The 22,078-nt window shown below is 65.8% G+C and carries 26 protein-coding genes and 2 pseudogenes; 18 read left to right on the top strand and 10 right to left on the bottom strand.

Annotated elements, in window-relative coordinates:
* Positions 1–8 precede the first annotated feature (8 nt).
* The 9 genes from E4L96_RS18590 to E4L96_RS18550 all read left to right on the top strand — a co-directional run bounded on the left by E4L96_RS18590 (position 9) and on the right by E4L96_RS18550 (position 7,063).
* Complete coding sequence (locus E4L96_RS18590; RefSeq protein WP_135208703.1) at positions 9–1,388, top strand: peptidylprolyl isomerase; 1,380 nt, start codon at positions 9–11, stop codon at positions 1,386–1,388.
* A gap of 4 nt (positions 1,389–1,392) precedes the next feature.
* A complete protein-coding gene (gene pdxA, locus E4L96_RS18585) occupies positions 1,393–2,430 on the top strand; it encodes a 4-hydroxythreonine-4-phosphate dehydrogenase PdxA (protein ID WP_135208702.1) in 1,038 nt (345 codons plus the stop codon).
* Positions 2,427–3,191, top strand: a complete 765-nt coding sequence (rsmA, locus tag E4L96_RS18580; RefSeq protein WP_135208701.1) for a 16S rRNA (adenine(1518)-N(6)/adenine(1519)-N(6))-dimethyltransferase RsmA — start codon at positions 2,427–2,429, stop codon at positions 3,189–3,191. Before pdxA ends, rsmA begins: the two co-directional genes overlap by 4 nt.
* Positions 3,192–3,313: 122 nt before the next feature.
* Positions 3,314–5,278, top strand: a complete 1,965-nt coding sequence (locus E4L96_RS18575; RefSeq protein ID WP_135208700.1) for a PhoX family protein — start codon at positions 3,314–3,316, stop codon at positions 5,276–5,278.
* Positions 5,279–5,426: 148 nt separating this feature from the next.
* On the top strand, positions 5,427–5,615 hold the full coding sequence (locus E4L96_RS18570; RefSeq protein WP_135208699.1) for a hypothetical protein: 189 nt from the start codon (positions 5,427–5,429) through the stop codon (positions 5,613–5,615).
* A 247-nt stretch (positions 5,616–5,862) separates the two neighbouring features.
* Positions 5,863–6,051, top strand: coding sequence for a hypothetical protein (locus E4L96_RS18565; RefSeq protein WP_135208698.1), 189 nt, complete (start codon positions 5,863–5,865; stop codon positions 6,049–6,051).
* Between the two features lie 36 nt (positions 6,052–6,087).
* Positions 6,088–6,276, top strand: a complete 189-nt coding sequence (locus E4L96_RS18560) for a hypothetical protein (protein WP_135208697.1) — start codon at positions 6,088–6,090, stop codon at positions 6,274–6,276.
* Positions 6,277–6,327: 51 nt separating this feature from the next.
* Entirely contained in the window at positions 6,328–6,636 is a 309-nt protein-coding gene (locus E4L96_RS18555; RefSeq protein ID WP_135208696.1) for an autorepressor SdpR family transcription factor, read from the top strand.
* 1 nt (position 6,637) lies between these two features.
* A complete protein-coding gene (locus tag E4L96_RS18550) occupies positions 6,638–7,063 on the top strand; it encodes a DUF1648 domain-containing protein (protein ID WP_135208695.1) in 426 nt (141 codons plus the stop codon).
* A gap of 181 nt (positions 7,064–7,244) precedes the next feature.
* Here E4L96_RS18550 and E4L96_RS24480 read toward each other — a convergent pair.
* Positions 7,245–7,478 (bottom strand): annotated as a pseudogene (locus E4L96_RS24480) (glutathione S-transferase N-terminal domain-containing protein); the annotation flags it as partial.
* A 155-nt stretch (positions 7,479–7,633) separates the two neighbouring features.
* Between E4L96_RS24480 and E4L96_RS18540 the strand changes: the two are divergent.
* Positions 7,634–8,551 carry a DUF72 domain-containing protein gene (locus E4L96_RS18540; protein WP_135208710.1) on the top strand — a complete coding sequence of 306 codons (918 nt, stop codon included), beginning with the start codon at positions 7,634–7,636 and terminating at the stop codon, positions 8,549–8,551.
* Here E4L96_RS18540 and E4L96_RS18535 read toward each other — a convergent pair.
* From E4L96_RS18535 to E4L96_RS18520, 4 genes are read right to left on the bottom strand one after another with little or no spacing between them, the layout of a single operon-like run.
* Complete coding sequence (locus E4L96_RS18535; RefSeq protein ID WP_135208694.1) at positions 8,548–9,627, bottom strand: winged helix DNA-binding domain-containing protein; 1,080 nt, start codon at positions 9,625–9,627, stop codon at positions 8,548–8,550. The genes E4L96_RS18540 and E4L96_RS18535 overlap by 4 nt on opposite strands.
* Before the next feature lie 5 nt (positions 9,628–9,632).
* The gene (locus E4L96_RS18530) at positions 9,633–9,908 is read right to left on the bottom strand and encodes a DUF6587 family protein (RefSeq protein ID WP_135208693.1); all 276 of its coding nucleotides are present in this window, start codon (positions 9,906–9,908) and stop codon (positions 9,633–9,635) included.
* A 10-nt stretch (positions 9,909–9,918) separates the two neighbouring features.
* Positions 9,919–11,805: a ferrous iron transporter B gene (feoB, locus tag E4L96_RS18525; protein WP_135208692.1), complete on the bottom strand. Its 1,887-nt coding sequence runs from the start codon at positions 11,803–11,805 to the stop codon at positions 9,919–9,921.
* Between the two features lies 1 nt (position 11,806).
* On the bottom strand, positions 11,807–12,070 hold the full coding sequence (locus tag E4L96_RS18520) for a FeoA family protein (protein ID WP_135208691.1): 264 nt from the start codon (positions 12,068–12,070) through the stop codon (positions 11,807–11,809).
* 192 nt (positions 12,071–12,262) lie between these two features.
* Between E4L96_RS18520 and E4L96_RS18515 the strand changes: the two genes are divergently transcribed.
* Entirely contained in the window at positions 12,263–12,505 is a 243-nt protein-coding gene (locus tag E4L96_RS18515) for a (2Fe-2S)-binding protein (RefSeq protein WP_135208690.1), read from the top strand.
* On the opposite strand, the gene E4L96_RS18510 is transcribed toward E4L96_RS18515, so the two are convergent.
* Positions 12,502–13,299 carry a class I SAM-dependent methyltransferase gene (locus E4L96_RS18510; RefSeq protein ID WP_135208689.1) on the bottom strand — a complete coding sequence of 266 codons (798 nt, stop codon included), beginning with the start codon at positions 13,297–13,299 and terminating at the stop codon, positions 12,502–12,504. The two genes, E4L96_RS18515 and E4L96_RS18510, sit on opposite strands and share 4 nt — an antisense overlap.
* A 131-nt stretch (positions 13,300–13,430) precedes the next feature.
* On the opposite strand from E4L96_RS18510, the gene E4L96_RS18505 reads away from it, so the two are divergent.
* Positions 13,431–14,210, top strand: a complete 780-nt coding sequence (locus tag E4L96_RS18505) for a glutaminyl-peptide cyclotransferase (RefSeq protein WP_135208688.1) — start codon at positions 13,431–13,433, stop codon at positions 14,208–14,210.
* Positions 14,211–14,267: 57 nt separating this feature from the next.
* Positions 14,268–14,732 carry a bacterioferritin gene (gene bfr, locus E4L96_RS18500; RefSeq protein WP_135208687.1) on the top strand — a complete coding sequence of 155 codons (465 nt, stop codon included), beginning with the start codon at positions 14,268–14,270 and terminating at the stop codon, positions 14,730–14,732.
* A 70-nt stretch (positions 14,733–14,802) separates the two neighbouring features.
* Here bfr and E4L96_RS18495 read toward each other — a convergent pair whose 3' ends face one another.
* From E4L96_RS18495 to E4L96_RS18485, 3 genes are read right to left on the bottom strand one after another with little or no spacing between them, the layout of a single operon-like run.
* Positions 14,803–15,720, bottom strand: coding sequence for a PfkB family carbohydrate kinase (locus E4L96_RS18495; protein WP_135208686.1), 918 nt, complete (start codon positions 15,718–15,720; stop codon positions 14,803–14,805).
* Positions 15,717–16,754: a LacI family DNA-binding transcriptional regulator gene (locus E4L96_RS18490; RefSeq protein ID WP_307721654.1), complete on the bottom strand. Its 1,038-nt coding sequence runs from the start codon at positions 16,752–16,754 to the stop codon at positions 15,717–15,719. Before E4L96_RS18490 ends, E4L96_RS18495 begins: the two co-directional genes overlap by 4 nt.
* Positions 16,755–16,767: 13 nt before the next feature.
* Positions 16,768–17,379, bottom strand: a complete 612-nt coding sequence (locus E4L96_RS18485; protein ID WP_135208685.1) for a glutathione S-transferase family protein — start codon at positions 17,377–17,379, stop codon at positions 16,768–16,770.
* Between the two features lie 95 nt (positions 17,380–17,474).
* Between E4L96_RS18485 and purB the strand changes: the two genes are divergently transcribed.
* The 5 genes from purB (at position 17,475) to E4L96_RS18460 (ending at position 21,572) form a co-directional block, all read left to right on the top strand.
* Positions 17,475–18,848 (top strand): adenylosuccinate lyase, encoded by a 1,374-nt coding sequence (purB, locus tag E4L96_RS18480; protein WP_135208684.1) that lies wholly within the window; start codon positions 17,475–17,477, stop codon positions 18,846–18,848.
* A gap of 128 nt (positions 18,849–18,976) precedes the next feature.
* Complete coding sequence (locus tag E4L96_RS18475) at positions 18,977–19,597, top strand: hypothetical protein (RefSeq protein ID WP_135208683.1); 621 nt, start codon at positions 18,977–18,979, stop codon at positions 19,595–19,597.
* Positions 19,598–19,830: 233 nt separating this feature from the next.
* Positions 19,831–20,358 (top strand): cytochrome b, encoded by a 528-nt coding sequence (locus E4L96_RS18470; protein ID WP_135208682.1) that lies wholly within the window; start codon positions 19,831–19,833, stop codon positions 20,356–20,358.
* Positions 20,359–20,375: 17 nt separating this feature from the next.
* A complete protein-coding gene (locus E4L96_RS18465; protein ID WP_135208681.1) occupies positions 20,376–20,939 on the top strand; it encodes a YceI family protein in 564 nt (187 codons plus the stop codon).
* Positions 20,940–20,993: 54 nt separating this feature from the next.
* Entirely contained in the window at positions 20,994–21,572 is a 579-nt protein-coding gene (locus tag E4L96_RS18460) for a YceI family protein (protein ID WP_135208680.1), read from the top strand.
* Positions 21,573–21,697: 125 nt separating this feature from the next.
* On the opposite strand, the pseudogene E4L96_RS23870 reads toward E4L96_RS18460, so the two are convergent.
* A pseudogene (locus E4L96_RS23870) lies at positions 21,698–22,078 on the bottom strand (hypothetical protein); the annotation flags it as partial.

Below are 22,078 nucleotides of genomic sequence, written 5' to 3'. Positions count from 1 at the left end.
ACGTCCGTATGCATCAACTGAAGATCGCGGCCGCGCTGCTGTGCGCGACCCTGGCCGGTACCGCCGGCGCGCAAAGCCAGCCGGCGGCTCCCGCTGCGGCGCCCGCGCCAGCCATCAAGGGCTTCCTGCCGCCGGCATCGTCCTCGGCCAACGTGATCGACCAGATCGCGGTGGTCGTCAACGACGACATCATCACGAAGAACGAGCTGGCCGCGCGCGTGGCGGACATCGTCAAGCGCTCGCGGGCCAATAATCAGCCGCTGCCCGACGAAGCCGACCTGCAGCGCCAGGTGCTGGAGCACATGATCGTCGAGAAGGCGCAGCTGCAGATGGCGGCCGAATACGGCGTGAAGGTGGATGACGCGACGCTGGACCGCACTATCGCCCGCATCGCCGAGAACCAGAAGGTCAGCGTGAACGACATGCGCAACCAGCTGGAGCGCGAAGGCACCACCTTCGCTTCGTTCCGCGAGGAGATCCGCAACGAGATCATGATGCAGCGCCTGCGCGAGCACGAGGTGGACTCGAAGATCCAGATCTCCGATGCGGAAGTGGACACCTTCCTGGCCGCCGAGAAGGCCGCCGCCGCCGACGCGGTGGAGATGAACATCTCGCAGATCCTGATCCGCATCCCGGACAACGCCACCACCGACCAGATCAACGCCCGCAAGCTGCGTGCCGATGAGGTGATGCGCCAGCTGCGCACCGGCGCCGATTTCGCGAAGATGGCCGCCACCTATTCGGACGCGCCGGACGCGCTCAAGGGCGGTGAAGTGGGCTGGCGCGACCCGAACCGCCTGCCCCCGATCTTCGCAACGGAGCTGGGCAAGCTGAAGCCGGGCCAGGTGACGCAGCCAATCAAGAGCTCGACCGGCTTCCACATCCTGAAGCTGGTGGACAAGCGCTCGGTGGCGCCGCAGCAGACCGCGAGCGCGGTGGTCGAGCAGACCCACGCGCGCCACATCCTCATCAAGCCGACGCCGACCCTGTCCGCGGCGGACGCGCGCAAGAAGCTGGCCGAGATCAAGGCCAAAATCGAGAGCAAGCAAGCCACCTTCGAAGAGATGGCCAAGCAGTTCTCGACCGATAACACGGCACAGAAGGGCGGGGACCTCGGCTGGCTGTCGCCGGGCGACACCGTGCCGGAATTCGAGACCGTGATGAACACGCTCAGGCCGGGGCAGCTGTCGGATGTCGTCGAGTCGCCGTTCGGCCTGCACATCGTCGAAGTCCTGGAGCGCAAGCAGGACGACCAGACCAAGCAGAAGGAGCGCATGGCGGCCCGCCAGGTGCTGTTCGAGCGCAAGCTGGCCGAGGCCTCGGAAGACTGGGCGCGCCAGATTCGCGACCGCGCCTTCGTCGAGTACCGCATGGAAGAGCTGCGCTAAGGCGATGGCTGCGCAGCGCCCCGTCATTGCCGTCACGACCGGGGAACCGGCAGGGATCGGGCCGGAGATCTCGATCCGCGCCGCGTGGGCGCTGCGGCAGGAAGTCGACTGCGTGCTGGTGGGGGACGCGGCCTTCCTCGCCATGACGGCGGCGGAAATCGACCCTGCCATCCGCTTGTCCGCCCTGTCGCTGCAGGCGATCCGCCATGCGGGCCTGCCGCATTTCGGGCCGGACCGCATCGCCGTGGTGGACGTGCCGCTGGCCGCCGCCGTGCAGCCGGGCGTGCTCGATGCCGCCAACGGCCGCGCGGTGCTGGAGACGCTGGACGTGGCCATGGAAGGCATCCGCGCGGGCTGGTTCCAGGCCATGGTCACCGCGCCGCTGCAAAAGAGCACGATCAATGACGCCGGGGTGGCCTTCTCCGGCCACACCGAATATCTCGCCGAAAAGACGTCCACTGCCCAGGTGGTGATGATGCTGGCCGGCCGCACCGACGCGGGCTATCCGCTGCGCGTGGCGCTGGCGACCACCCATCTGCCTTTGAAGGACGTCCCGGCCGCGATCACCCGCGAGGGCCTGGGCCGGGTCATCGCCATCATCGACCACGACCTCAAGACCAAGTTCGGCATCGCGCGTCCGCGCATCCTGGTCACCGGCCTGAATCCGCATGCGGGCGAAAACGGCTACCTGGGACGCGAAGAGATCGACACCATCACGCCCGCGCTGCAGGACGCGCATGCGCGCGGCATCGACGCGACCGGCCCGTATCCCGCCGATACGCTGTTCCAGCCCAAGTACCTGGAGCATGCCGACTGCGTGCTGGCCATGTACCACGACCAGGGCCTCCCGGTCCTGAAGCACGCCACCTTTGGCCGCGGCGTCAATATCACCCTCGGCCTGCCGCTGGTGCGCACCTCGGTCGACCATGGCACCGCGCTGGATGTCGCCGCGCGCGGCCTGGGGATCGCGGATTGCGCCAGCATGGAAGAAGCCGTGCGCACCGCGCTCGGCATGGTCCGCGCCACATCTCAAGAACAATGAAACATATCGCCCGCAAACGCTTCGGCCAGAACTTCCTGACCGACGACTACATCCTCAACAACATCATCGACTCGATCGGCCCGCGGCCTGGGGACACGATGGTGGAGATCGGCCCCGGCCTGGCGGCCATGACCAAGCTTCTGCTGCGCGAGCTGCCGCACATGCACGTGGTGGAGCTGGACCGCGACCTGGTGGCCCGCCTGGAAAAGCAGTTCCCGCGCGAGAAGCTGACCATCCATTCGGGCGACGCGCTGAAGTTCGACTTCGGCTCGATTCCGGTGCCGGAAGGGCGCAAGCTGCGCGTGGTGGGCAACCTGCCGTACAACATTTCGAGCCCGCTGCTGTTCCACCTGGCCGAGTTTGCGGAGCACATCGAGGACCAGCACTTCATGCTGCAGAAGGAAGTGGTGGAGCGCATGGTGGCGGAGCCGGGCAGCAAGACCTACGGGCGCCTGTCCGTGATGCTGCAGTGGCGCTACGACATGTCCCTGCTGTTCGTGGTGCCGCCGGAGGCCTTCGACCCGCCGCCGCAGGTCGATTCGGCCATCGTGCGCATGGTGCCGACGCGGCGCAAGCTGGCCTGCGATGGCGCGCGGCTGGAGGCGGTGGTCACCAAGGCCTTCTCGCAGCGGCGCAAGGTGATCCGCAACACGCTGGCCGGGATGTTCACGGAGGCGCAGCTGATCGAAGCGGGCGTCGATCCGCAGGCACGCCCGGAAACCATCGGTCTCGAACAGTACGTGGCGCTCGCCAACCTGTAGGTTCCCACGCTGGGGCAGCGCGCCGCCCGCCGCGCGTCCGCCGCGGCTTTGTTCTTTCGTCATCCTGGCGTCACACGCCATCCCTAGAATCCGGTGCAACTTCAACCACCGGATCGATGACGATGGCCGACCTCTCCCGCCGCAAGGCACTCAAACTGTTTGCCGGCGCGCCCCTGCTGCCGCTGGGCGCTTCCTCGCTGCTCTCCGCCTGCGGGGGCAGCAGCACCACCGCCTCGGGTGCGGTGACCACGCCGGTCACCAGCACGGCCAGCTATGTCAGCACGAGTTTTGGCGCCAGCGCGGCGCCCACGCTGGCCAATGCCGCGGCGATGGCGACGACCACGGTCTCCTCCTCGCTGAGCGTCCAGTACAGCGACAACACCACGCAAACCTACAAGCTGGCCTACCAGCCATTCTTCATCACCGGCGACATGGTCCCGGACGGGAAGGGCGGCACCGTCCTGGCGGGCGGCTACTACGACATCAACAACAAGCCGATCCTGGACCGGTCCGTGGCGGGCAAGGAGCGCCAGTTCTATTCGGACGCGCCAGACGGCACCTCGCTGCTGGCCGTCGCCAATCCCACGGTGGCGGGCGTGAAGGGCAAGGCGGTGTTCGCGGTGGTGCAGTTCGAGTACACCACGCGCGACCTGGCGGACGTGAGCCAGTATGGCCTGCTGCCGTCCCCGATTGCGGTGCTGACGCTGGACCAGGACCAAGCCACGGGCAAGCTCACGCTGGTCAAGTATCACAACGTGGACACCTCGCCCGCACACGGGTTGTGGATCACGTGCGGGGCCAGCCTGTCGCCGTGGGGCACCCACCTGTCGAGCGAGGAGTATGAGCCGGATGCGCAGACGATCGGCTCGAACGCGCAGTTCAAGGGCTTCAGCAAGAACCTGTTCGGCAGCGAGACGGCGGCCAATCCTTATCACTACGGCCATCTGCCGGAGGTGACGGTGAACCCGGACGGCACGGGCTCGATCCGCAAGCACTACTGCCTGGGGCGCATCTCGCACGAGCTGGTGCAGGTCATGCCGGACAACCGCACGGTGCTGATGGGGGACGACTACACCAACGGCGGCCTGTTTGTGTTTGTGGCGGACAAGGAGAAGGATCTGTCGGCGGGCACGCTGTACGTGGCCAAATTCGGCGCCGGCTTCTCGCTGGACCCGGCGGCTGCGGGGGCGCCAATCAGCTGGATCAACCTGGGGCACGCCACCAGCGCGGAGATCGAAGCGCTGGCCAACACGGTCAAGCCCGCGGACATCCTGACTTCCGTGACGGCGGATCCGCAGGACAGCTCGTACACGAAGATGTACCTGGACGGGAAAGCGGCATGGGTGAAGGTGAAGCCGGGCATGGAGAAGGCCGCGGCCTTCCTCGAAACGCACCGCTACGCCAACATCGTGGGCGCCAGCATGGCCTTCACCAAGCTGGAAGGTACCACCGTCAACGCCAGGGACAAGATCGCCTACTCGGCCCTGCAGAACATCCAGGGCTCCATGGTGCGCAACAACGCGGCCTGGAACGAGAAGCACGCCATCACGGTCGAGAAGGCGCTGGGCGCAGGCGGCGTGATGGCGCACAAACTGGCGGGCGGCCAGAAGGACACGGCGGGCGCCACGATCAACAGCGAGTGGATGCCGGTGCAGACCACGATGCTGATCACCGGCGAAGACCTGGCCAGCGCCGATGCACTCGGCAATACGGCGAACCCGGAGCGCATCGCCAATCCGGACAACCTCAAGTTCTCGGAGAAGATGCGCACGCTCTTCATCGGCGAGGACTCTGGGCAGCACGTCAACAATATGCTGTGGGCCTACAACGTGGATACCAAAACGCTCACGCGCCTGGCGACGATGCCGTCCGGCGCCGAGTCCACCGGTCTGCATGTCGTCGACGACCTGAATGGCTGGACCTACATCATGTCGAACTTCCAGCACGCGGGCGACTGGGGCTCGATCCACGCCAAGGTGCAGACCACCCTCGACCCCCTGATCCGCGCGAACTACAAGGACCGTTTTGGCGCGGCGGTGGGCTACTTCACGGCGGACCTGTCGAGCATCCGGCTGGCAAAAGGCTGAGGGGCCGCGCGCACGGCTGGCACGGGCTTCCTGCAGTTCGTTCCGCGTTTTGCGCGGTTCGTCGCAAGCCGATGGTGGTGGTGAGGGGGGATGGGTACAGTACCACCATCGACGAACCAAACACACAACGAACACTACGGAGCCCATCATGAAAAACCTGATCCTCAAAAACATGGAAGCCCTCTTCATCGCCTCGCTGCTGATCGCTGGCACCACCAGTTTCGCCGCTGCGAAGATCCCCTCGCACAAGGTTGAGGTGACGAAGGTGGACGGAAATCTCTACACCGTGAACGTCTCAGCCAAGCGCCTGAGCGCTGAAGAAAAAGCCGCCGACTAAGGCGGTTTTTTTTCATCCCGAGGAGCCGCCCTGCGAGGCGGCTTTTTCTTTGGGTGCGCGATCCACGCAGTGCGCATTCCACATGGACGCAGGCCAGGAAGCCAGCAACCACAGGCGATATGCATTTCGTTCCACCTTTTCTGCAGTTCGTCGCACACCGATGGAAGGACGCGGGCACGATCGGTAAAGTACAACCATCGACAACGCATTCGCAGTGACCAAAACCTCGAACCACACGGAGCCCATCATGAAAAACGCCATCCTCAAGAACATGGAAGCCCTCTTCATCGCCTCGCTGCTGATCGCCGGCACCACCACTTTCGCCGCAGCCAAGATCCCGTCGCACAAGGTCGAAGTGACGAAGGTCGACGGCAACCTGTACACCGTCACGGTCAGCGCCAAGCGCCTGTCCGCGGACGACAAAGCCGCCAACTAAGCGCGACCGCAACTCATCAACCATACGGAGCCCATCATGAAAAACCTGATCCTCAAGAACATGGAAGCCCTCTTCATCGCGTCCCTGCTGATTGCCGGCACCACCAGCTTCGCCGCCGCCAAGATCCCGCACTTCAAGTCCGGCACGGTCCAGGTGGACAACAACCTGCACACCGTGACAGTGACTGCCAAGCGCCTCACCGCCGCAGAAAAGGCCGCCGACTGAGCGGCCTTTTTTTGTTGACTTTATTTCGGTATTTGGCAAAATAGCGAACAAATGGACAAGATCTTCAAGGCCCTTTCCGACCCCTCCCGCCGCCGCATCCTGCAGCTGCTGCGCGAGCGCGAGATGTCGGCCGGTGAAATCGCGGAGCACTTCGAGCTCTCGAAGCCGACCCTGTCCGGCCATTTCGCCGTGCTGCGCGAGGCCGACCTGGTGATGGCCGAAAAGAGCGGCACCACGATCACCTACCGCCTGAACATGTCCGTGCTGGAGGAAGCCCTGCTCGGCTTCGCCAACACTTTTGCCATTGGCGACACGCGCAAGTCGCAGGCCGAGCCCCGCAAGCGCCCGAAGGAGAAATGAGATGCTGGACCGCCGTTCGAATACCATCGCTGCCATCCTGGTCGGCCTGATGTCGCTGGCCGGCGCCTGGGTGCTGCTGCAGGTGCCGCCCACAGCGCCGATCGCCATCCACTTCGATGCCGCGGGCCGGCCCAACGGCTGGGCACCCGCCTGGATCGGCATGTTCGGGCTCCCGCTGCTGTCGGCGGCCGTGTGGGGCATCCTGATGCTGTTGCCCCGCATCGATCCACGTGGCGAGAACCTGAAGCGCTCCGGCCGCGCCATGGGCGCCATCGGGCTGGCCACGCTGGTGGTGCTGACGATTGGCCAGTTCGTGATCGCAGCGCCTTGGTCATCATGGCCCACAGCAGCGCCCCGCCCCACAGCACGTCGGCGGCAGTCATGCGTTCTCCGAACAGGTACGGGCCGGGCTCCAGCTGGGCCTTGAGGGCGCCCATCAGGCTGTCGTAGTCGCCGTACGGGTTGCGCCGCGCAGGCCCAGGGTCGCGCTGGAGAAAGCGGTCCATGAGCGCCGGTTCGAAGGCGGAGCCATAGATCGAGAGCCAGCGCAGATACGGGCCGCGCAACGGGTCGCCGATGGCCGGGGCCAGGCCGGCTTCCGGATAGAGGTCGGCCAGGTACGCGAAGACCGCTGGCTGCTCGGTCACCACGGCGCCGTTGTGCACGATGGTGGGGATCTTGCCGAGCGGGTTGATGGCCAGGAACTCCGGCTTATGGGTCTCCTGCTTGTCCAGGCTCACCTCAATGAGCTCGTAGTCAGCGCCCAGTTCCTCCAGCAGGGTCTGGGCGTTGACGGCGCGCGATTGCGGGTTGTGGTAGAGGACAATGTGGCGATCGGTCATGGCATGGTCTCCTGTGGTTGACGAAGTGGGATCATCATCGCTGCCAAAGCGGACAGAATTCGCCCTATAACCCGCGGACGCGCCAAAAAGGCTAGCACATGGCTCAGTGGCGTGGCGTACAGACCGGCCTCGCACCAGGGCCTACGCTGCCCGGCATGGGCGGGAAAATCTACATCGGCATTTCCGGGTGGCGCTACGAACCGTGGCGGGGCGTGTTCTATCCGGCCGACCTGGCCCAGCACCGCGAACTCGAATATGCGTCGCGGCACATGGCGAGCATCGAGATCAATGGCTCGTTCTACTCGCTGCAGCGGCCGGAGAGCTACGCGGCCTGGTACGAGGCCACGCCGCCCGGCTTCGTCTTTGCGGTCAAGGGCAACCGCTTCCTCACCCATATCCTGCGGCTGAAGAATATCGACCCGGCGCTGGCCAACGTGCTCGCCTCGGGCGTGTTCAACCTGAAGGAAAAGTTCGGCCCCTGCCTGTGGCAGTTTCCGCCCAACTTCCAATTCGAACCGGAGCGCATGGAGCACTTCCTCAGCATCCTGCCTCATGACACGGAGGCTGCGCTGGCCTTGGCCATGCGGCACGAGGAGCGCATGACCGGCCGCGCGGCACTGGAGATCGACAGGAAGCGCAAGCTGCGCCACGCCATCGAGGTGCGGCACATGAGTTTTGCGGACGAGCGCTTCATCAAGCTGCTGCGCAAATACAACGTGGCCTTCGTGGTCGCGGACACCGGTGGAAAATGGCCGTACTTCGAGGACGTGACGGCGGACTTCATGTACCTGCGCCTGCACGGCGAGAAGGAGCTGTACGCGAGCGGCTACACGGACGAAGCGCTGGACCGCTGGGCCATGCGCATCCGCGCCTGGTCCGCGGGCACGGAGCTGGACGACGCGCGCAAAGTCTCCACGTTGGCGCCGCTCAAGCGCGCGAGCCGCGACGTGTACTGCTACTTCGATAACGACATCAAGGTGCACGCGCCATTCGATGCGTACCGGCTGATGCTTAAGTGCGGCGTGACGCCACCCGCGCCGCTGGTCGACCCGCGCGGGCCGGACGTGCGCTAGGAGGACAGGAGGCGTTCCAGGTCCGCGGCTTCGGCTTGCAGCTCGTCGCGGACGGACTTCGCAAGCTTGCCGAACGGCTCCAGCACCACTGACGGCGACGCCCCACGCGCGATACGCCAGGTGCCCGCCACCATGCCATCCACCAGCAGCGTGCCGGGGATAATGCCGTTCCTGCTCATCATCGCGCCCTTGTACGCATCGGGCACGATGTGCGCGCGCTCCGCATGGGCGAGGACGACGTTGTCGTACTCCGCCACCAGGCGCGCGGGGGCAGGAGTGTCTTCCGGCGGGCGCGGTGCGTCCGGCAGGTCGAACAGCTCGGAGCCATTCTCGCTGCGGAAGACCGCAAGTCGGGCGCGCAGCTTCTGGAACACGGGCGCGAGCCGCGTGAGGCCCGACCAGGCCTGCGCATCCGCCACCGAGGCGGGACCGAAAGCCCCGAGGTAGCGCAGTATCAGTGCCTCGGGATTCGAGGAGCGTCCCAGCGGCGCGTCCAGCCAGCTGGTGGCCGTGGTGACTGCGGCCTGGCCGGACTGCTTCCACAGCCCGCGCGGCGGCACGTGGACCAGCGGCAGCTGGAAGTGCAGCACTTGCGCGAGCGCGCCACCATCCCGGCCCGGCCAGCGCTCGGCCAGCAGCAGTGCCAGATCGGCATTGGTGCGCGGTGCGGCTTCGAGCAGCTTGCGGCCATGGCGCACGAGGGAGTCGATCTCCTTTTCGTCCATGCCACTTAATGCGGCCCGGCGTTCCCCGGCGCGCAGGCCGCGGGCGATCACGGGCTGCAGCACCGGCCGCAGGGCCAGCGCATCACGCGCGCTGCACAGGTGGATGGTGCCGCGCATGAGCCAGGTGCGCACGGCCTGGCGGTCTTCGATCAGCGCGGACAGTTCGGCGGGCGCGAAACCGGCGAGGCGCGACCACAGGCCGACGTAGGGCGGCAATGGCATTTGCGACTGCATCCCGACGAGATGCTCGACCATCTCCAGCGCAGGCATCCGGGAGCGGGCGAGCAGGTGCTGGCGGGCCAGCAGGGCGCGGTTGCGCGCGCGGCTGCTCAGCACAGGCGCGCCGCTCATGCGATTCAGGGTTTCTTGTTGATGGGGATGACGCGGTGGCCGGTCGGCGACTGGCGCGGGGCCGCCTGCGCCGCGGCATCGGTCTCGCAGGAACCGCAGGTGTCGCAGCCGTCCCCGCAGCTGGCCGTGGTGTTGAGCCACTTCGCAATCCGCGCCTTCGAGGAACCGCCGCGCGACAGCGTGTAGACGAGGCGCTGGCGCAGCGTCGCGGGCAAATACTTGCGCAGCGCGTACAGGAAGGCTGCAAGGACGATGAGGGCGACGATCAGGTTCTGGATCATCGATGTCTCCTCAATGCGCCACCATGTACAGCGCCAGCCGGTAGGTGATGAACGAGGCGGCATACGCCAGCGCGAACATGTACCCGGCCATGATGAAGGAGTACCGGATACTCCCCGTCTCGCGCCGCACCACAGAGAGCGTGGACAGGCATTGTGGCGCAAACACGTACCAGGCCAGCAGCGAGAGCGCGGTCGGGAGCGACCACGAATGGGCCAGCACTGGCATCAGTGAATTCTCCAGATCCCCGGCTTGCGACAAGGCGTACACGGTGCCCAGCGCGCCCACCGCGACTTCGCGCGCGGCCATGCCCGGCACCAGGGCGATGCAGATCTGCCAGCCGAAGCCAATCGGCGCGAACACGAATGACAACGCACGCCCCAGCATGCCCGCGATCGAATAGTAGATGGCAGGCTGCGTCGCGCCTTCCGGGGCACCGGGGAAGCTGGAGAGGAACCAGACGATCACCATCAACGTGAGGATGGTGGTGCCGACGCGGGTCAGGAAAATGCGCCCGCGTTCCCACAGGCCGAGGGCCAGGTTGTGCATGTGCGGCCAGTGGTAGGCGGGCAGTTCCAGCATCAGCGGCTGCTTGCCGCTGCCGCCCATCGTGCGCTTGAGGAACCACGCCACGCCCATGGCACTGGACACGCCGAAGAAGTAGAGGCAGAACAGCACCAGGCCTTGCAGGTTGAAGACGCCGCCCACTTCCCGATCCGGGATGAAGGCGCCGATCACCAGCGCATACACCGGCAGGCGCGCAGAGCAGGTCATCAGCGGGGCGATCATGATCGTCACCAGCCGGTCGCGCGGATTCTGGATGGTGCGCGTGGCCATGATGCCGGGGATGGCACAGGCGAACGACGACAGCAGCGGAATGAAGGCGCGGCCCGAGAGGCCCACACCGCCCATCACGCGGTCCAGCAGGAAGGCGGCGCGCGGCAGATAGCCGCAGTCCTCCAGGATCAGGATAAAGAAGAACAGGATCAGGATCTGCGGCAGGAACACCAGCACGGATCCGACGCCGAACAGCACCCCGTCCACCAGCAGGCTGCGGAGCAAGCCTTCCGGCATGTGCGCGCCCAGCAGCTGGCCGACGCCGTCGACACTGTTCTTGATGAAGTCCATCGGCACCTGCGCCCAGCTGAACACGGCCTGGAACACGAGGAACATGATGGCCGCGAGCAGCAGCGGCCCGGCCACCGGGTGCAGGACCACGTGGTCGATCTTTTCGGTGAGGTTGCCGGTGTCGTGGGCGTGGCTGGTGGCGGCATCCAGGATGCGGCGCACTTCGCGCTGGGTCTCTTCGACCGGCACGGCGTCGATGGCGGACAGCGGATTCGGGGCCACGCGCTCGGAGAGGTCCAGCGCATCGAGCGCCCGGACCAGCGCCTTTTCGCCGCCCGACTGCACGGCGATGGTTTCGACCACCGGCACCCCCAGCTCCTGCGCCAGGCGCGCGGTGTCGATATGGATGCCGCGCTTGTTGGCGACGTCCATCATGTTCAGGGCCACGACCATCGGCAGGCCAAGGCGCTGCACTTCCAGCACCAGGCGCAGGTTGAGGCGCAGGTTGGTGGCGTTGACGACGAAGACGATGGCGTCCGGCGCCGCCTCGCCCGCGCGCAGGCCGGCCACGACGTCGCGCGTGATCGCTTCGTCGGGCGTGTGGGCGTTCAGCGAATAGGCGCCGGGCAGGTCCAGCAGGCGGTAGCTGCGGCCCGCGGACGTGAAGCTGCCTTCTTTGCGCTCGATGGTGACGCCGGCGTAGTTGGCGACCTTCTGACGCGCGCCGGTCAGGCGGTTGAAGAGTGCGGTCTTGCCGCAGTTGGGATTGCCGAGCAGCGCCACCAGCGGCGCCGTGGACGCCGCAACCGCCCGCTGGTCGACTGCGCCCATCTTATTCCGGGGCGACCGAGACCAAGGCGGCTTCGAACCGGCGCAGGGCGAAGGTGGAGTGGCCGACCTTGACGGCGACCGGATCGCCGCCCAGCGAGGCGCGCTTGAGCACGCGGATGCGCTCGCCCGGCACGAAGCCAAGTTCCATCAGGCGGCGCGAGACGTCCAGGCCGCCACCCTGCCCCGACGGAGCCAGGTGGATCACGGTGCCGGACGCGCCAACCGCGAGGTTGTCGAGCGTGGTGAGGAGCGGTGCGGTGGTCATAGTCGGTCTTTCAAGCGCACTCAGCGTTGTTGCGCGGATGAGTACATCATAAACCTAAATGCGAATTATTTCTATTTGCAGTGCGATCACACGACAAAAAGGCTTGCGCTGGTACAGGAATTCTAGCAGAATAAACGGAAATGAGAATGATTCGCATTTTGAGTCAACTCTGACAAGCCAGGAACTCTCGTCATGATCGTCTGCGTCTGCAACAACATCTCCGACCGTGAAATCCGCCAGGCGGTGGACCTGGGCATCTCGTCGATGCCCGAGCTGCGCCGCGACCTGGGCGTGGGCACCTGCTGCGGCAAGTGCGTCAGCTGCGCGCGCGAAACGCTGCATGAGGCGCTGGAAGCCAAGGCGTCCGCCGAAGCGACCGCGGCCCTGCAGAGCACCGAACTGTCGTTCCGCCGTTCCGTCCCGGCCGAAGCTTAAGGCCGCGCCTGTGCCGCCGGTCGCGCGCCGGCCGGCTCCACTCTTCCGATTCTCATATTGATGGGCCAGGACACTGGCCGCCGGCGGTCCGGGTCGCCCCAGGCTGCGGCGCAGTCGTTGGCGAAGGCCAGCAGAAGGTCTTCCCGGCCGACCTCCCTGGCGCTGCGCACGGCGGACCAGGTCGTCAGGTAGCCGAGGAATTCGGACAGATTCCACTCGACGCGGATCTCCAGCGCCGGGTACTCGAATTCACTGAACGGGAAGTCGATGGTCGCGTAGCCGGAATCGACCAGCCGCCGCTCGGGGGGCCAGTACGGTCCGATCTCGTCCCAATAAAACGTCTGGAAGCGCGCGTCGAGCAAGGGCTCCAGCCGCAGCACGCCATAGCTGACCAGCGCCAGCACGGCGCCCGGTCTGGCGATGCGGCGCACTTCGCCGTAAAAAGCGGGCAGGTCGAACCAGTGCGCGGCCTGGGCGGCGGTGACAAGGCTGGCGCTGCCGTCCGCCAGCGGCAGCTGCTCGGCCGGGGCACACTGGTACTCGATGCGGGCGCCGGGAATAGCGTTCGCGATCTGGTCCGCGCTCGGGTCGAGCCCGATCACCCGCTCGAAATGCGGCGCCAGCAATTGCGTGAGCTGGCCGTTACCGCAGCCCACGTCCACCGCCAGCCGGCGCTCCGGCGCGACTGAGGCCAGGTAAGCCGCGAGCTGGGGCGGATACTCGGGACGAAAGCGGGCGTAGGCACTGCCGCCCTGGTCGAACCAGTTGCGGGGCGGGGGAATCTCGGTTGGCATGGGGGTCCTCCTCCCGTGAAATTTACAGTCGCGCTCCGGCGCGTGCAAGCGCTGATACTCCGCCCGGTCCCGGCTCCGGCTGCGGCAGGCCAAAAGCGCGCTATCATCGCGATCTCGACCAAGGACTGCTCATGTTCAAAACCGTCATTACGTCCGCCCTCGCCGGGCTGCTGCTGGCCGCGCACGCCGCGTCGGCGGCGATTCCCGTCTATGGCTTCTTTGTGAAGAACGCCTATCCGCACGACCCGCAGGCGTTCACGCAGGGGCTGGTGTACAAGGACGGTTTCTTCTACGAGAGCACGGGCCTGAACGGGCGTTCCTCGCTGCGCAAGGTGGAACTGGCCACCGGCAAGGTGCTGCAGAAGACGGATGCGTCCAAGGAGTATTTCGGCGAAGGCATCGCGCTGGTGCATGGCGAGATCGACTGGCTGACCTGGACCACCGAGACCGGGTTCGTGATGGATGCGAAGACCTTCAAGGAAAAGCGCCGCTTCAAGTACAAAGGCGAAGGCTGGGGCCTGACCAGCGACGCGAAGGCGGTCTACATGAGCGACGGCTCAGCCTTCATCCGCATCCTCGATCCGAAGACGCTGGAAGAAAAGAAGCGCATCCAGGTGACGGCGGACGGCAAGCCGATCTCCTACCTCAATGAACTGGAAATGGTGGAGGGCGAGCTGTTTGCCAACATCTGGGGGCAGGACGTGATCGCGCGCATCGACCCGGCCAGCGGCAAGGTGGTGGGCTGGATCGACCTGACCGACCTGCTGCCGCCCGCGCGGCGCGGCGCGGCATCGCCGGATGCGGTACTGAACGGGATCGCCTACGATGCCAAGGGCAAGCGGCTGTTCGTGACCGGCAAGCTGTGGCCCAAGCTGTTCGAGATTGAGTTGATCCGCATTCAGGGCCGCTGAGCGGGCCCGCTTTTGCTATCATGGACTGATCGATAACGACCACTCGGGGACTGCTCCATGAAAGGCGACAAGAACATCATCCAACTGCTGAACGCCCAGCTGACCAACGAACTCACGGCCATCAACCAGTACTTCCTGCATGCGCGCATGTACCGGCACTGGGGCTTCGAGAAGCTGGGCAAGAAGGAGTACGACGAGTCGATCGGCGAGATGAAGCACGCCGACAAGCTGATCGAGCGAATCCTGACGCTGGATGGGCTCCCGAACCTGCAGGCGCTGCACAAGCTGCTCATCGGCGAGTCGGCGCAGGAAATGCTGGAATGTGACCTGAAGCTGGAGCGCGCGGCGCAGCTGACCGTCAAGCAGGGCATCGCGGCGTGCGAGGTGGCGCAGGATTATGTGTCGCGCGATCTGCTGCTCGAAATTCTCGAAGATACCGAAGAGCACATCGACTGGCTGGAGACGCAGCTGGACCTGATCAACAAGATCGGCGTGCAGAACTACCTGCAATCGCAGATGTGATGTTGTGGGATACCCGCCGGGCGGCGCGTATCCGCCGGATGGATCGCAGATGCAAGCCGCACGGCACGGCTTATAACTTCCAGCGCGCGGCCCAGCGGTCGTAGAAGGACAAGTCGCGTGGGACGGCGCCGGGAATCGCGCACACGGCGCCCGCAAACTCATTGGCGCGGAATAGCGTCTCTTCCATCTCCCAGCCACGCTCGCGGCCCAGCAGGTAGATCGCCGCGAACGCATCGCCCGCGCCGACAGTGTCGATCACATACGGCGGCGCCGGCACATCGCGCGTGGCGATGACCTCTCCGCCGTGCGCAAAATGCGCCGAGCCGCGGTGGCCCAGGGTGACGATCAGCGCATCCAATGAAAACCGCTGCACCAGCTCCGCGCAGGCCGCGCGCACCTCGTTCGAGTCCAGCGTGGTCTCGGGCTCGATCGCGAGGTACCACTTGAGCAGCTCCTGCAGCTCCTCCTCATTGACCTTTGCCACGTGCGCCGACTGCAGCGAGTGGGTCACGATCTCCTCTCCCACCTGCCCGGCGCGCAGGTTCAGGTCCAGGAAGCGCGGCACAGCCACCGCATCCAGCACGCGCCGCAGCGCCTCGGCCGAACGCTCACCGCGCTGCGCCAGGCTGCCGAAATAGAGCAGCGACGGCGCGGCCTCCCGTGCTACTTCCTCAGCCACCTGCGGATCGATGAAGTCCCAGGCCTGGCGCGGCAGGATCACGAAACGGTGGCCGTTCGGGCCGCGCTCCACGATCACGCGGCCGGTCTCCTCCATCGGGTCGATCTGCAGGCCGCGCCGCGACATGGCGAAGCGCTCGAATTCGGCCAGCACCATCGCGCCATTGCGGTCGTCGCCAATGCGCGTGATGGCCAAGGGATTGGCCATGAAGGCCGCCAGATGCCGCGCCACATTGAAGGGCGCACCACCGACCACCTGCTCGGTGCTGAAGTCGTCCACCAGGGCTTCGCCAAAGACCACGGCACTCATGCACTTCCTCCGGATTCTCGAATGATCAATTGGGTGGGCAGCTGCATCGAGGTGGCCGGGCGGCCGTCGATCTGGTCCAGCAGGCGCGCCACCATGGCGCGGCCCGCGTCCACCAGCGGCTGGCGCACGGTGGTCAGCGGCGGGTGGAAGTGGCAGGCCAGTTCGATGTCGTCGTAGCCGACCACCGCCACGTCGTCCGGCACCACGCGGCCGTGCGCGCGCAGCTCGTTTATCGCGGTCATGGCCAGCAGGTCGCTGCAGGCGAAGATGGCATCGAACGCCACGCCGCGGCGCAGCAGTTCGCGCACGCCGTCATGCCCGCCGTGCGGGACGAAGGGCACGGAGACGCGCAGCAGGGGGTCCGGGTCCAGGCCCGCGGCCTTCAGCGCGTTGGAGTAACCGCGGAAGCGGTGCGCCACCTCGGGCAAGTTGATGTCGCCGAAGAAGGCAACGCGGCGGCGGCCATTACCGATCAAATGGCGCGTGGCCAGCTCGCCGCCGGTGACGTTGTCGCCCCCGACCGTGCAGTAGGCCTGCTGCGGCAGCTGCGCGCCCCACACCACCAGCGGCACGCCGCGCGCGGCCAGGGCGTTGAGGCGGTCGTGGCAGCGCCATTGGCCGATCAGGATCACGCCGTTCACGCGGCCGCTGTCGTAGGGCTGGGTGGTGCCATCGAGGGCGTCCGCATCGACGCGCGAGAGCAGCATGTCGAAACCGCGTTCGGCCAGCGCGCCGCCGACGCCGCCCAGCATCCCGAGGAAGAACGGGTCCGAGAGGTGCTGGCGGGTGGCTTCGTCAAACGGCATCACCACGCCGACGGTGCGGTTCTGGCCCAGGCGCAGGTTCTGCGCGCCGATGTTGATGCGGTAGCTCAGCGTGCGCGCCAGTTCCGTGACGCGCTGGCGCGTTTCGGCATTCACCAGCGGCGAGTTGTTGAGGGCGCGCGAGACGGTGGCCATGGACACGCCCGCGAGGCGCGCCACGTCCGCCATCTGCGGGCGGCGCTGGCCGCGGGTGCCGTCGCGCTGGGCCACGTTGCGCTGCCGGTCAGCCGTGAGGGACCGTGTCCTTGAACGACGGGCGCTCGGACAGCTTGTCGAACAGGCGGGCCAGGTTGGGGAAGTCGTCGCGCCAGCCGATCTCCGGGAAACGGAAACTGAGCCAGCCCAGGCAGCAGCCGACGGCGACATCGGCCAGCGAGTAGTGGTTGTTGCAGCAGAATGGCGAGTCGCCCAGGTCGCGCGCCATCACCGCGAGGCCGGCATTGACCTTGACGAACTGGCGCTCGATCCAGGCGGCGCTCTGCTGCTCCGGCGGGCGCAAGGTGCGCTCCAGGCGCACCAGCACCGCGGCATCGAGCACGCCGTCGGCCAGCGCTTCCCAGGTCTTGGTGTCGACGCGGTCGCGCCCATTCGGGGGCAGCAGCTTGCACACGGGGGACAGCGTATCGAGGTATTCGACGATCACGCGCGAGTCGTACAGGGTGCTGCCGTCTTCCATCACCAGGCAGGGCACCTTGCCGAGCGGGTTGGACTCGTGGATGCGGGTGTCGCCGCTCCACACGTTTTCCAGTTCGTACGCGTAGTCGAGCTTTTTTTCCGCCAGCACGACGCGTACTTTGCGGACATAGGGACTGGTGTTCGAACCGATCAGTTTCATAGGCGGCAATAACGGATTGTTAGCTGACAGTATAGCATCGGGCTCCCTGCCCTCCGATGGTAGAATCTGCGTTTTCCCCGCCTCTCTGTTCCGCCATGACGACACCTTACTCGACCCTGTCGGCCCTGTCCCCGCTGGACGGCCGCTACGCCGCCAAGACCGATGCGCTGCGCCCCATTCTCTCCGAGGCGGGCTTCATGCACCACCGCGTGAAGGTGGAAATCGCCTGGCTGCAGGCGCTGTCGCAGGCGGGCTTCGATGAGATCAAGCCGTTTTCGGCGGACGCCGTGGCCAGGCTGGATGCCATCGCCGCGCAGTTCGGCGATGCGGATGCGCAGCGCATCAAGGACATCGAGAAGGTCACCAACCACGACGTGAAGGCGGTCGAGTACTGGCTCAAGGAGCAGGTCAAGGACGTGCCGGAGCTGATGGCGGCGACTGAATTCATCCACTTCGCCTGCACCTCTGAGGACATCAACAACACCTCGCACGGCATGATGCTGAAGGCGGCGCGCGATACGGTGCTGCTGCCGTCGCTGGAGAAGATCGTCGCCAAGCTCACCGAACTGGCGCACGCACACGCAGCCCTGCCGATGCTGTCGCGCACCCACGGCCAGACCGCGTCGCCGACCACGCTGGGCAAGGAGATGGCCAACGTGGTGGCGCGCCTGCAGCGCGCGGTCAAGCGCATCGCCGCTGTGGAAATCCTGGGCAAGATGAACGGCGCGGTGGGCAACTACAACGCGCACCTGTCGGCCTATCCGGAGTTCGACTGGGCGGCGTTCTCGAAGAACGTGATCGAACAGCGCCTGGGGCTGACTTTCAACCCCTACACCATCCAGATCGAGCCGCACGACTACATGGCGGAGCTGTTCGACGCCGTGGCGCGCGCCAACACCATCCTGCTGGACCTGAACCGCGATATCTGGACCTACATCTCGCTCGGCTACTTCAAGCAGATCACCAAGGCGGGCGAGATCGGCTCGTCCACCATGCCGCACAAGGTCAACCCGATCGACTTCGAGAACTCGGAGGGCAACCTGGGGCTGGCCAACGCGGTGCTGCGCCACATGGCCGAGAAGCTGCCGGTCTCGCGCATGCAGCGCGACCTGACCGATTCGACCGTGCTGCGCAACATGGGCGTGGGCTTCGGCTATGCGCTGCTGGCGTATGACTCCTGCCTGCGCGGCTTGAACAAGCTGGAAGTGAACGCCGCGCGCCTGGAGCAGGACCTGGACGCGAACTGGGAAGTGCTGGCCGAGCCGGTGCAGACCGTGATGCGGCGCTATGGCATCGAGAATCCGTACGAGCAGCTGAAGGAGCTGACGCGCGGCAAGGGGATTTCCAAAGACGCGCTGCGCGAGTTCATCACCGGCCTGGCGATCCCCGAAGCGGCGCGCGCGCAGCTGCTGGCGATGACGCCGATGAACTACGTCGGGATCGCCGAGAAACTGGCGCGCGACATCTGATCCAGCTGCCGGTTCCGGCCATCTCACGATGGCCTGAACCAGCGCAAGCGCCGGCCATGCGGCGCTCTCATCATTCCTGACAACGGTCCGGGGTCTTCGCCCCGGCGCTTTTGTTCAGGAGAATGATCATGGTCACCCAACATCCTGGCGAGCCGGCCACGCCCGGCGCCACCGCCGCACCGCCGGAACTCGGCGGATTCCTTGCATCCGTTCGCAACCTGCCGAGTGCCGTCGGCCAAGGCCTCAGTGCCGCCGCCACGGACGACGAGCAACGCATTCTCGACACCATCATCCCGGTGCTGGACCAGCAGCTGAGCGCGCTCACCTTCCTGCTGGGGCAGGAGGCGGAGCGCATGTCGCCGGCGCAGGCCGTGCAGACCACCCTGCTGCTGAACGTGACGGCGGCGCAGCCGCTCGCCCAAAGTGCCATCGCGATCGCGGGCGACTTGCAGCAGCCGGTGGCGAAGCTGTCGCTGTCCGACATCGTGCATCTCATCAAGAAAGTGGTGAAGGCCTTGGCGGACATTTTCGGCATCAGCCTGCCTGGCATCATCCTGCGCGGGATCGATCTCATTGACGAGCTGATCAATGGCGCGCTCGGCGTCGGGGCACCGGATGTGGGTGTCGCCTTGATGCAGCGGCACCGGCTGCAGATGGCCGAGCAAGTCGAGCTGGAGCGGCTGGAGGAAGCCAACCAGTGGCGGCTGCGCGCCACGCAGGAAGGCAGCGCCGCGGTGAGCGCGAGGTAAACCCGGCCGCCGGCGCTTTGTTGCTTCATTTGCTACGCGCCGGCGGCAGTCCGCCGCCCAGAACCCGCCTGCCCCACACGGGCATTCACCCGGTCGCCGGAACGCTCCGACCGCGCTCAGCGCTTTCCCCAATCGTGGTAGTGTACGGCACCAAAAATGGTGCCCCTCAGCACGCCCCTGTAAATGCTGATACTATTTAGTCCTAACGCGAACTAGATTCATAAAAGACAATAATGCAGCGCTACTCGAACGTCGCCATTGCCCTGCACTGGCTGATCGCCCTGCTGATCGTGGGCACCTTCACGCTGGGGCTGGTGATGACCGATATCCCAGGCCTTACGCCGACCAAGCTGAAGTATTTTTCCTGGCACAAGTGGGCCGGGGTGACGGTGCTGCTGCTGGCCACCTTGCGTCTGCTGTGGCGGCTGAAGAATCCGGCGCCGGCCTACCCTGCCACGATGAAACCGTGGGAAAAGCAGGTCGCGCACCTGACGCATGGCGCGCTGTACGTGCTGATGTTCGCCGTGCCGCTGTCCGGCTACTTCTTCAGCCTGGCGGCGGGCGTGCCGGTGGTCTACTTCGGCCTGTTCCAGCTGCCGGTGCTGATCGCCAAGAACCCCGAACTGAAAGAAGCCCTGGAACCGGTGCACTACTGGCTCAACATGCTGCTGGCGGCGCTGGTCGCGGGGCATGTGCTGGCCGCGCTCAAGCACCAGTTCATCGACCGCGATACCGTGCTGCGCCGCATGCTGCCGCACTGATCCACAAGGAGATTTCCATGACCCAAATTCGTAGCACCGCCGTGCCTGCGCTCCTGGCCGCGCTGGTCCTGCCCCTGGCCGTCTCGGCGGCCGTGCTCAAGACTGATGTGGCCCACAGCAAGGTCAGCGCCACCTTCAAGCAGATGAACGTGCCGGTCGAGGCGCAATTCAAGAAATTCAGCGCCACCATCGACTACGACGCCGCCAAGCCGGAGGCCGCCAAGGCCACCGTCCAGATCGACACCGCCAGCCTGGACGTGGGCGACGCGCAGATGAACGACGAAGTAGCCAAGAAGGACTGGTTCAATTCCGCCCAGTACCCGAAAGCGACCTTCACCTCCACCTCGATCAAGCCCGCCGGGGCCGGCAAGCTGACCGTGGCCGGCAAGCTGACCATCAAGGGCCGCACCGCGGACGTCACCTTCCCGCTGAGCGTGAAGACCGAAGGCGCCAGGCAGATCTTTGAAGGCCAGCTGCCGATCAAGCGCCTGACCTACGCCATCGGCGAAGGCGAGTGGAAGGACACCAGCATGGTCGCCGACGACGTCGTCATCAAATTCCGCGTCGCCGCGGACAAGTAAGCAGTGAATTACTCAGCAGTCGCAGCACCTAACCAAAACCGAGGAAAACCCAACATGAAATTCCAGCTTCTCACCGCGGCCGTGGCCGCTGCCATCAGTATGTCGGCCGTGGCCGCTCCGGTCACCTACACCATCGATTCGGGCCACACCTTCCCGAGCTTCGAAGCCGATCACAAGGGCGGCCTGTCGATCTGGCGCGGCAAGTTCAACAAAACCAGCGGCAGCATCACGCTGGACCGCGCGGCCAAGACCGGCTCGGTCGACATCACGGTGGACGCCACCTCGATCGACTTCGGCCACGACAAGCTGAACGCGCACGTCAGCAGCGCTGACATGCTGGACGTCGCCAAGTTCCCGACCGCGACCTTCAAGGGCAACAAGGTGCACTTCAACGGTGACGTCCCGGCCAGCATCGACGGCGAATTCACCCTGCATGGCGTGACCAAGCCGCTGACCCTGACCATCAACAAGTTCAAGTGCGTGCAGGACAACATGACCAAGCGCGAAGTGTGCGGCGCCGACGCGTCGGCCACCTTCAACCGCGCGGACTTCGGCGTGAACTACGGCGAGAAGTACGGCTTCAACATGGACGTCAAGCTGGCGATCCAGGTGGAAGCGGCCGAGAAGAAGTAATCCGGGGACGTGATCCGCAGACGGCGCCCGCCGCCCGCGCCACAGCACGCCAAAAGAAAAAACGCCTCGCGAGCCCTTCGGCCGCGAGGCGTTGTCTATTGCTGAAGGCAGATTAAGCCTGCTGCTTAGCGGCCGTCACCGTCCGCATCGCCCGGCATGGCGCGCTCGACCTTGTCCCAGGCGGCGCGGGTGGCCGACTTGGCCTGGTCCCAGGTCAGGCGCGACTTGCCCTTGACGCGATCCCAGTCATCCGACAAGTCGTTCTCGACTTCGTCGTAGCGGCGGCCTGCATAGCGGCCACGGCCGTTATAGCCCAGCTCGTAGGCCGGACCGTAGTCGTCATAGGTGTAGCCCGGCGAGTAGTACGGCTGGGTCTGGTAGTTGGAGCTCCAGTAGGCGTTCTCTTCGGCCGGATTGACCAGGCCGCCGATGCCCTTGCCGGCCATGCCGCCCGCCACTGCGCCGATCGCGGCCCCCGCAGCCATGCCCACCGGGCCGCCCACGGC

This window comes from Zemynaea arenosa, assembly GCF_004614185.1.
Classification (GTDB): Bacteria; Pseudomonadota; Gammaproteobacteria; order Burkholderiales; family Burkholderiaceae_D; genus Telluria; species Telluria arenosa.
The sequence above is the reverse complement of the archived record's forward strand: the minus strand, read 5'-3'. Positions and strand labels throughout refer to the sequence as shown.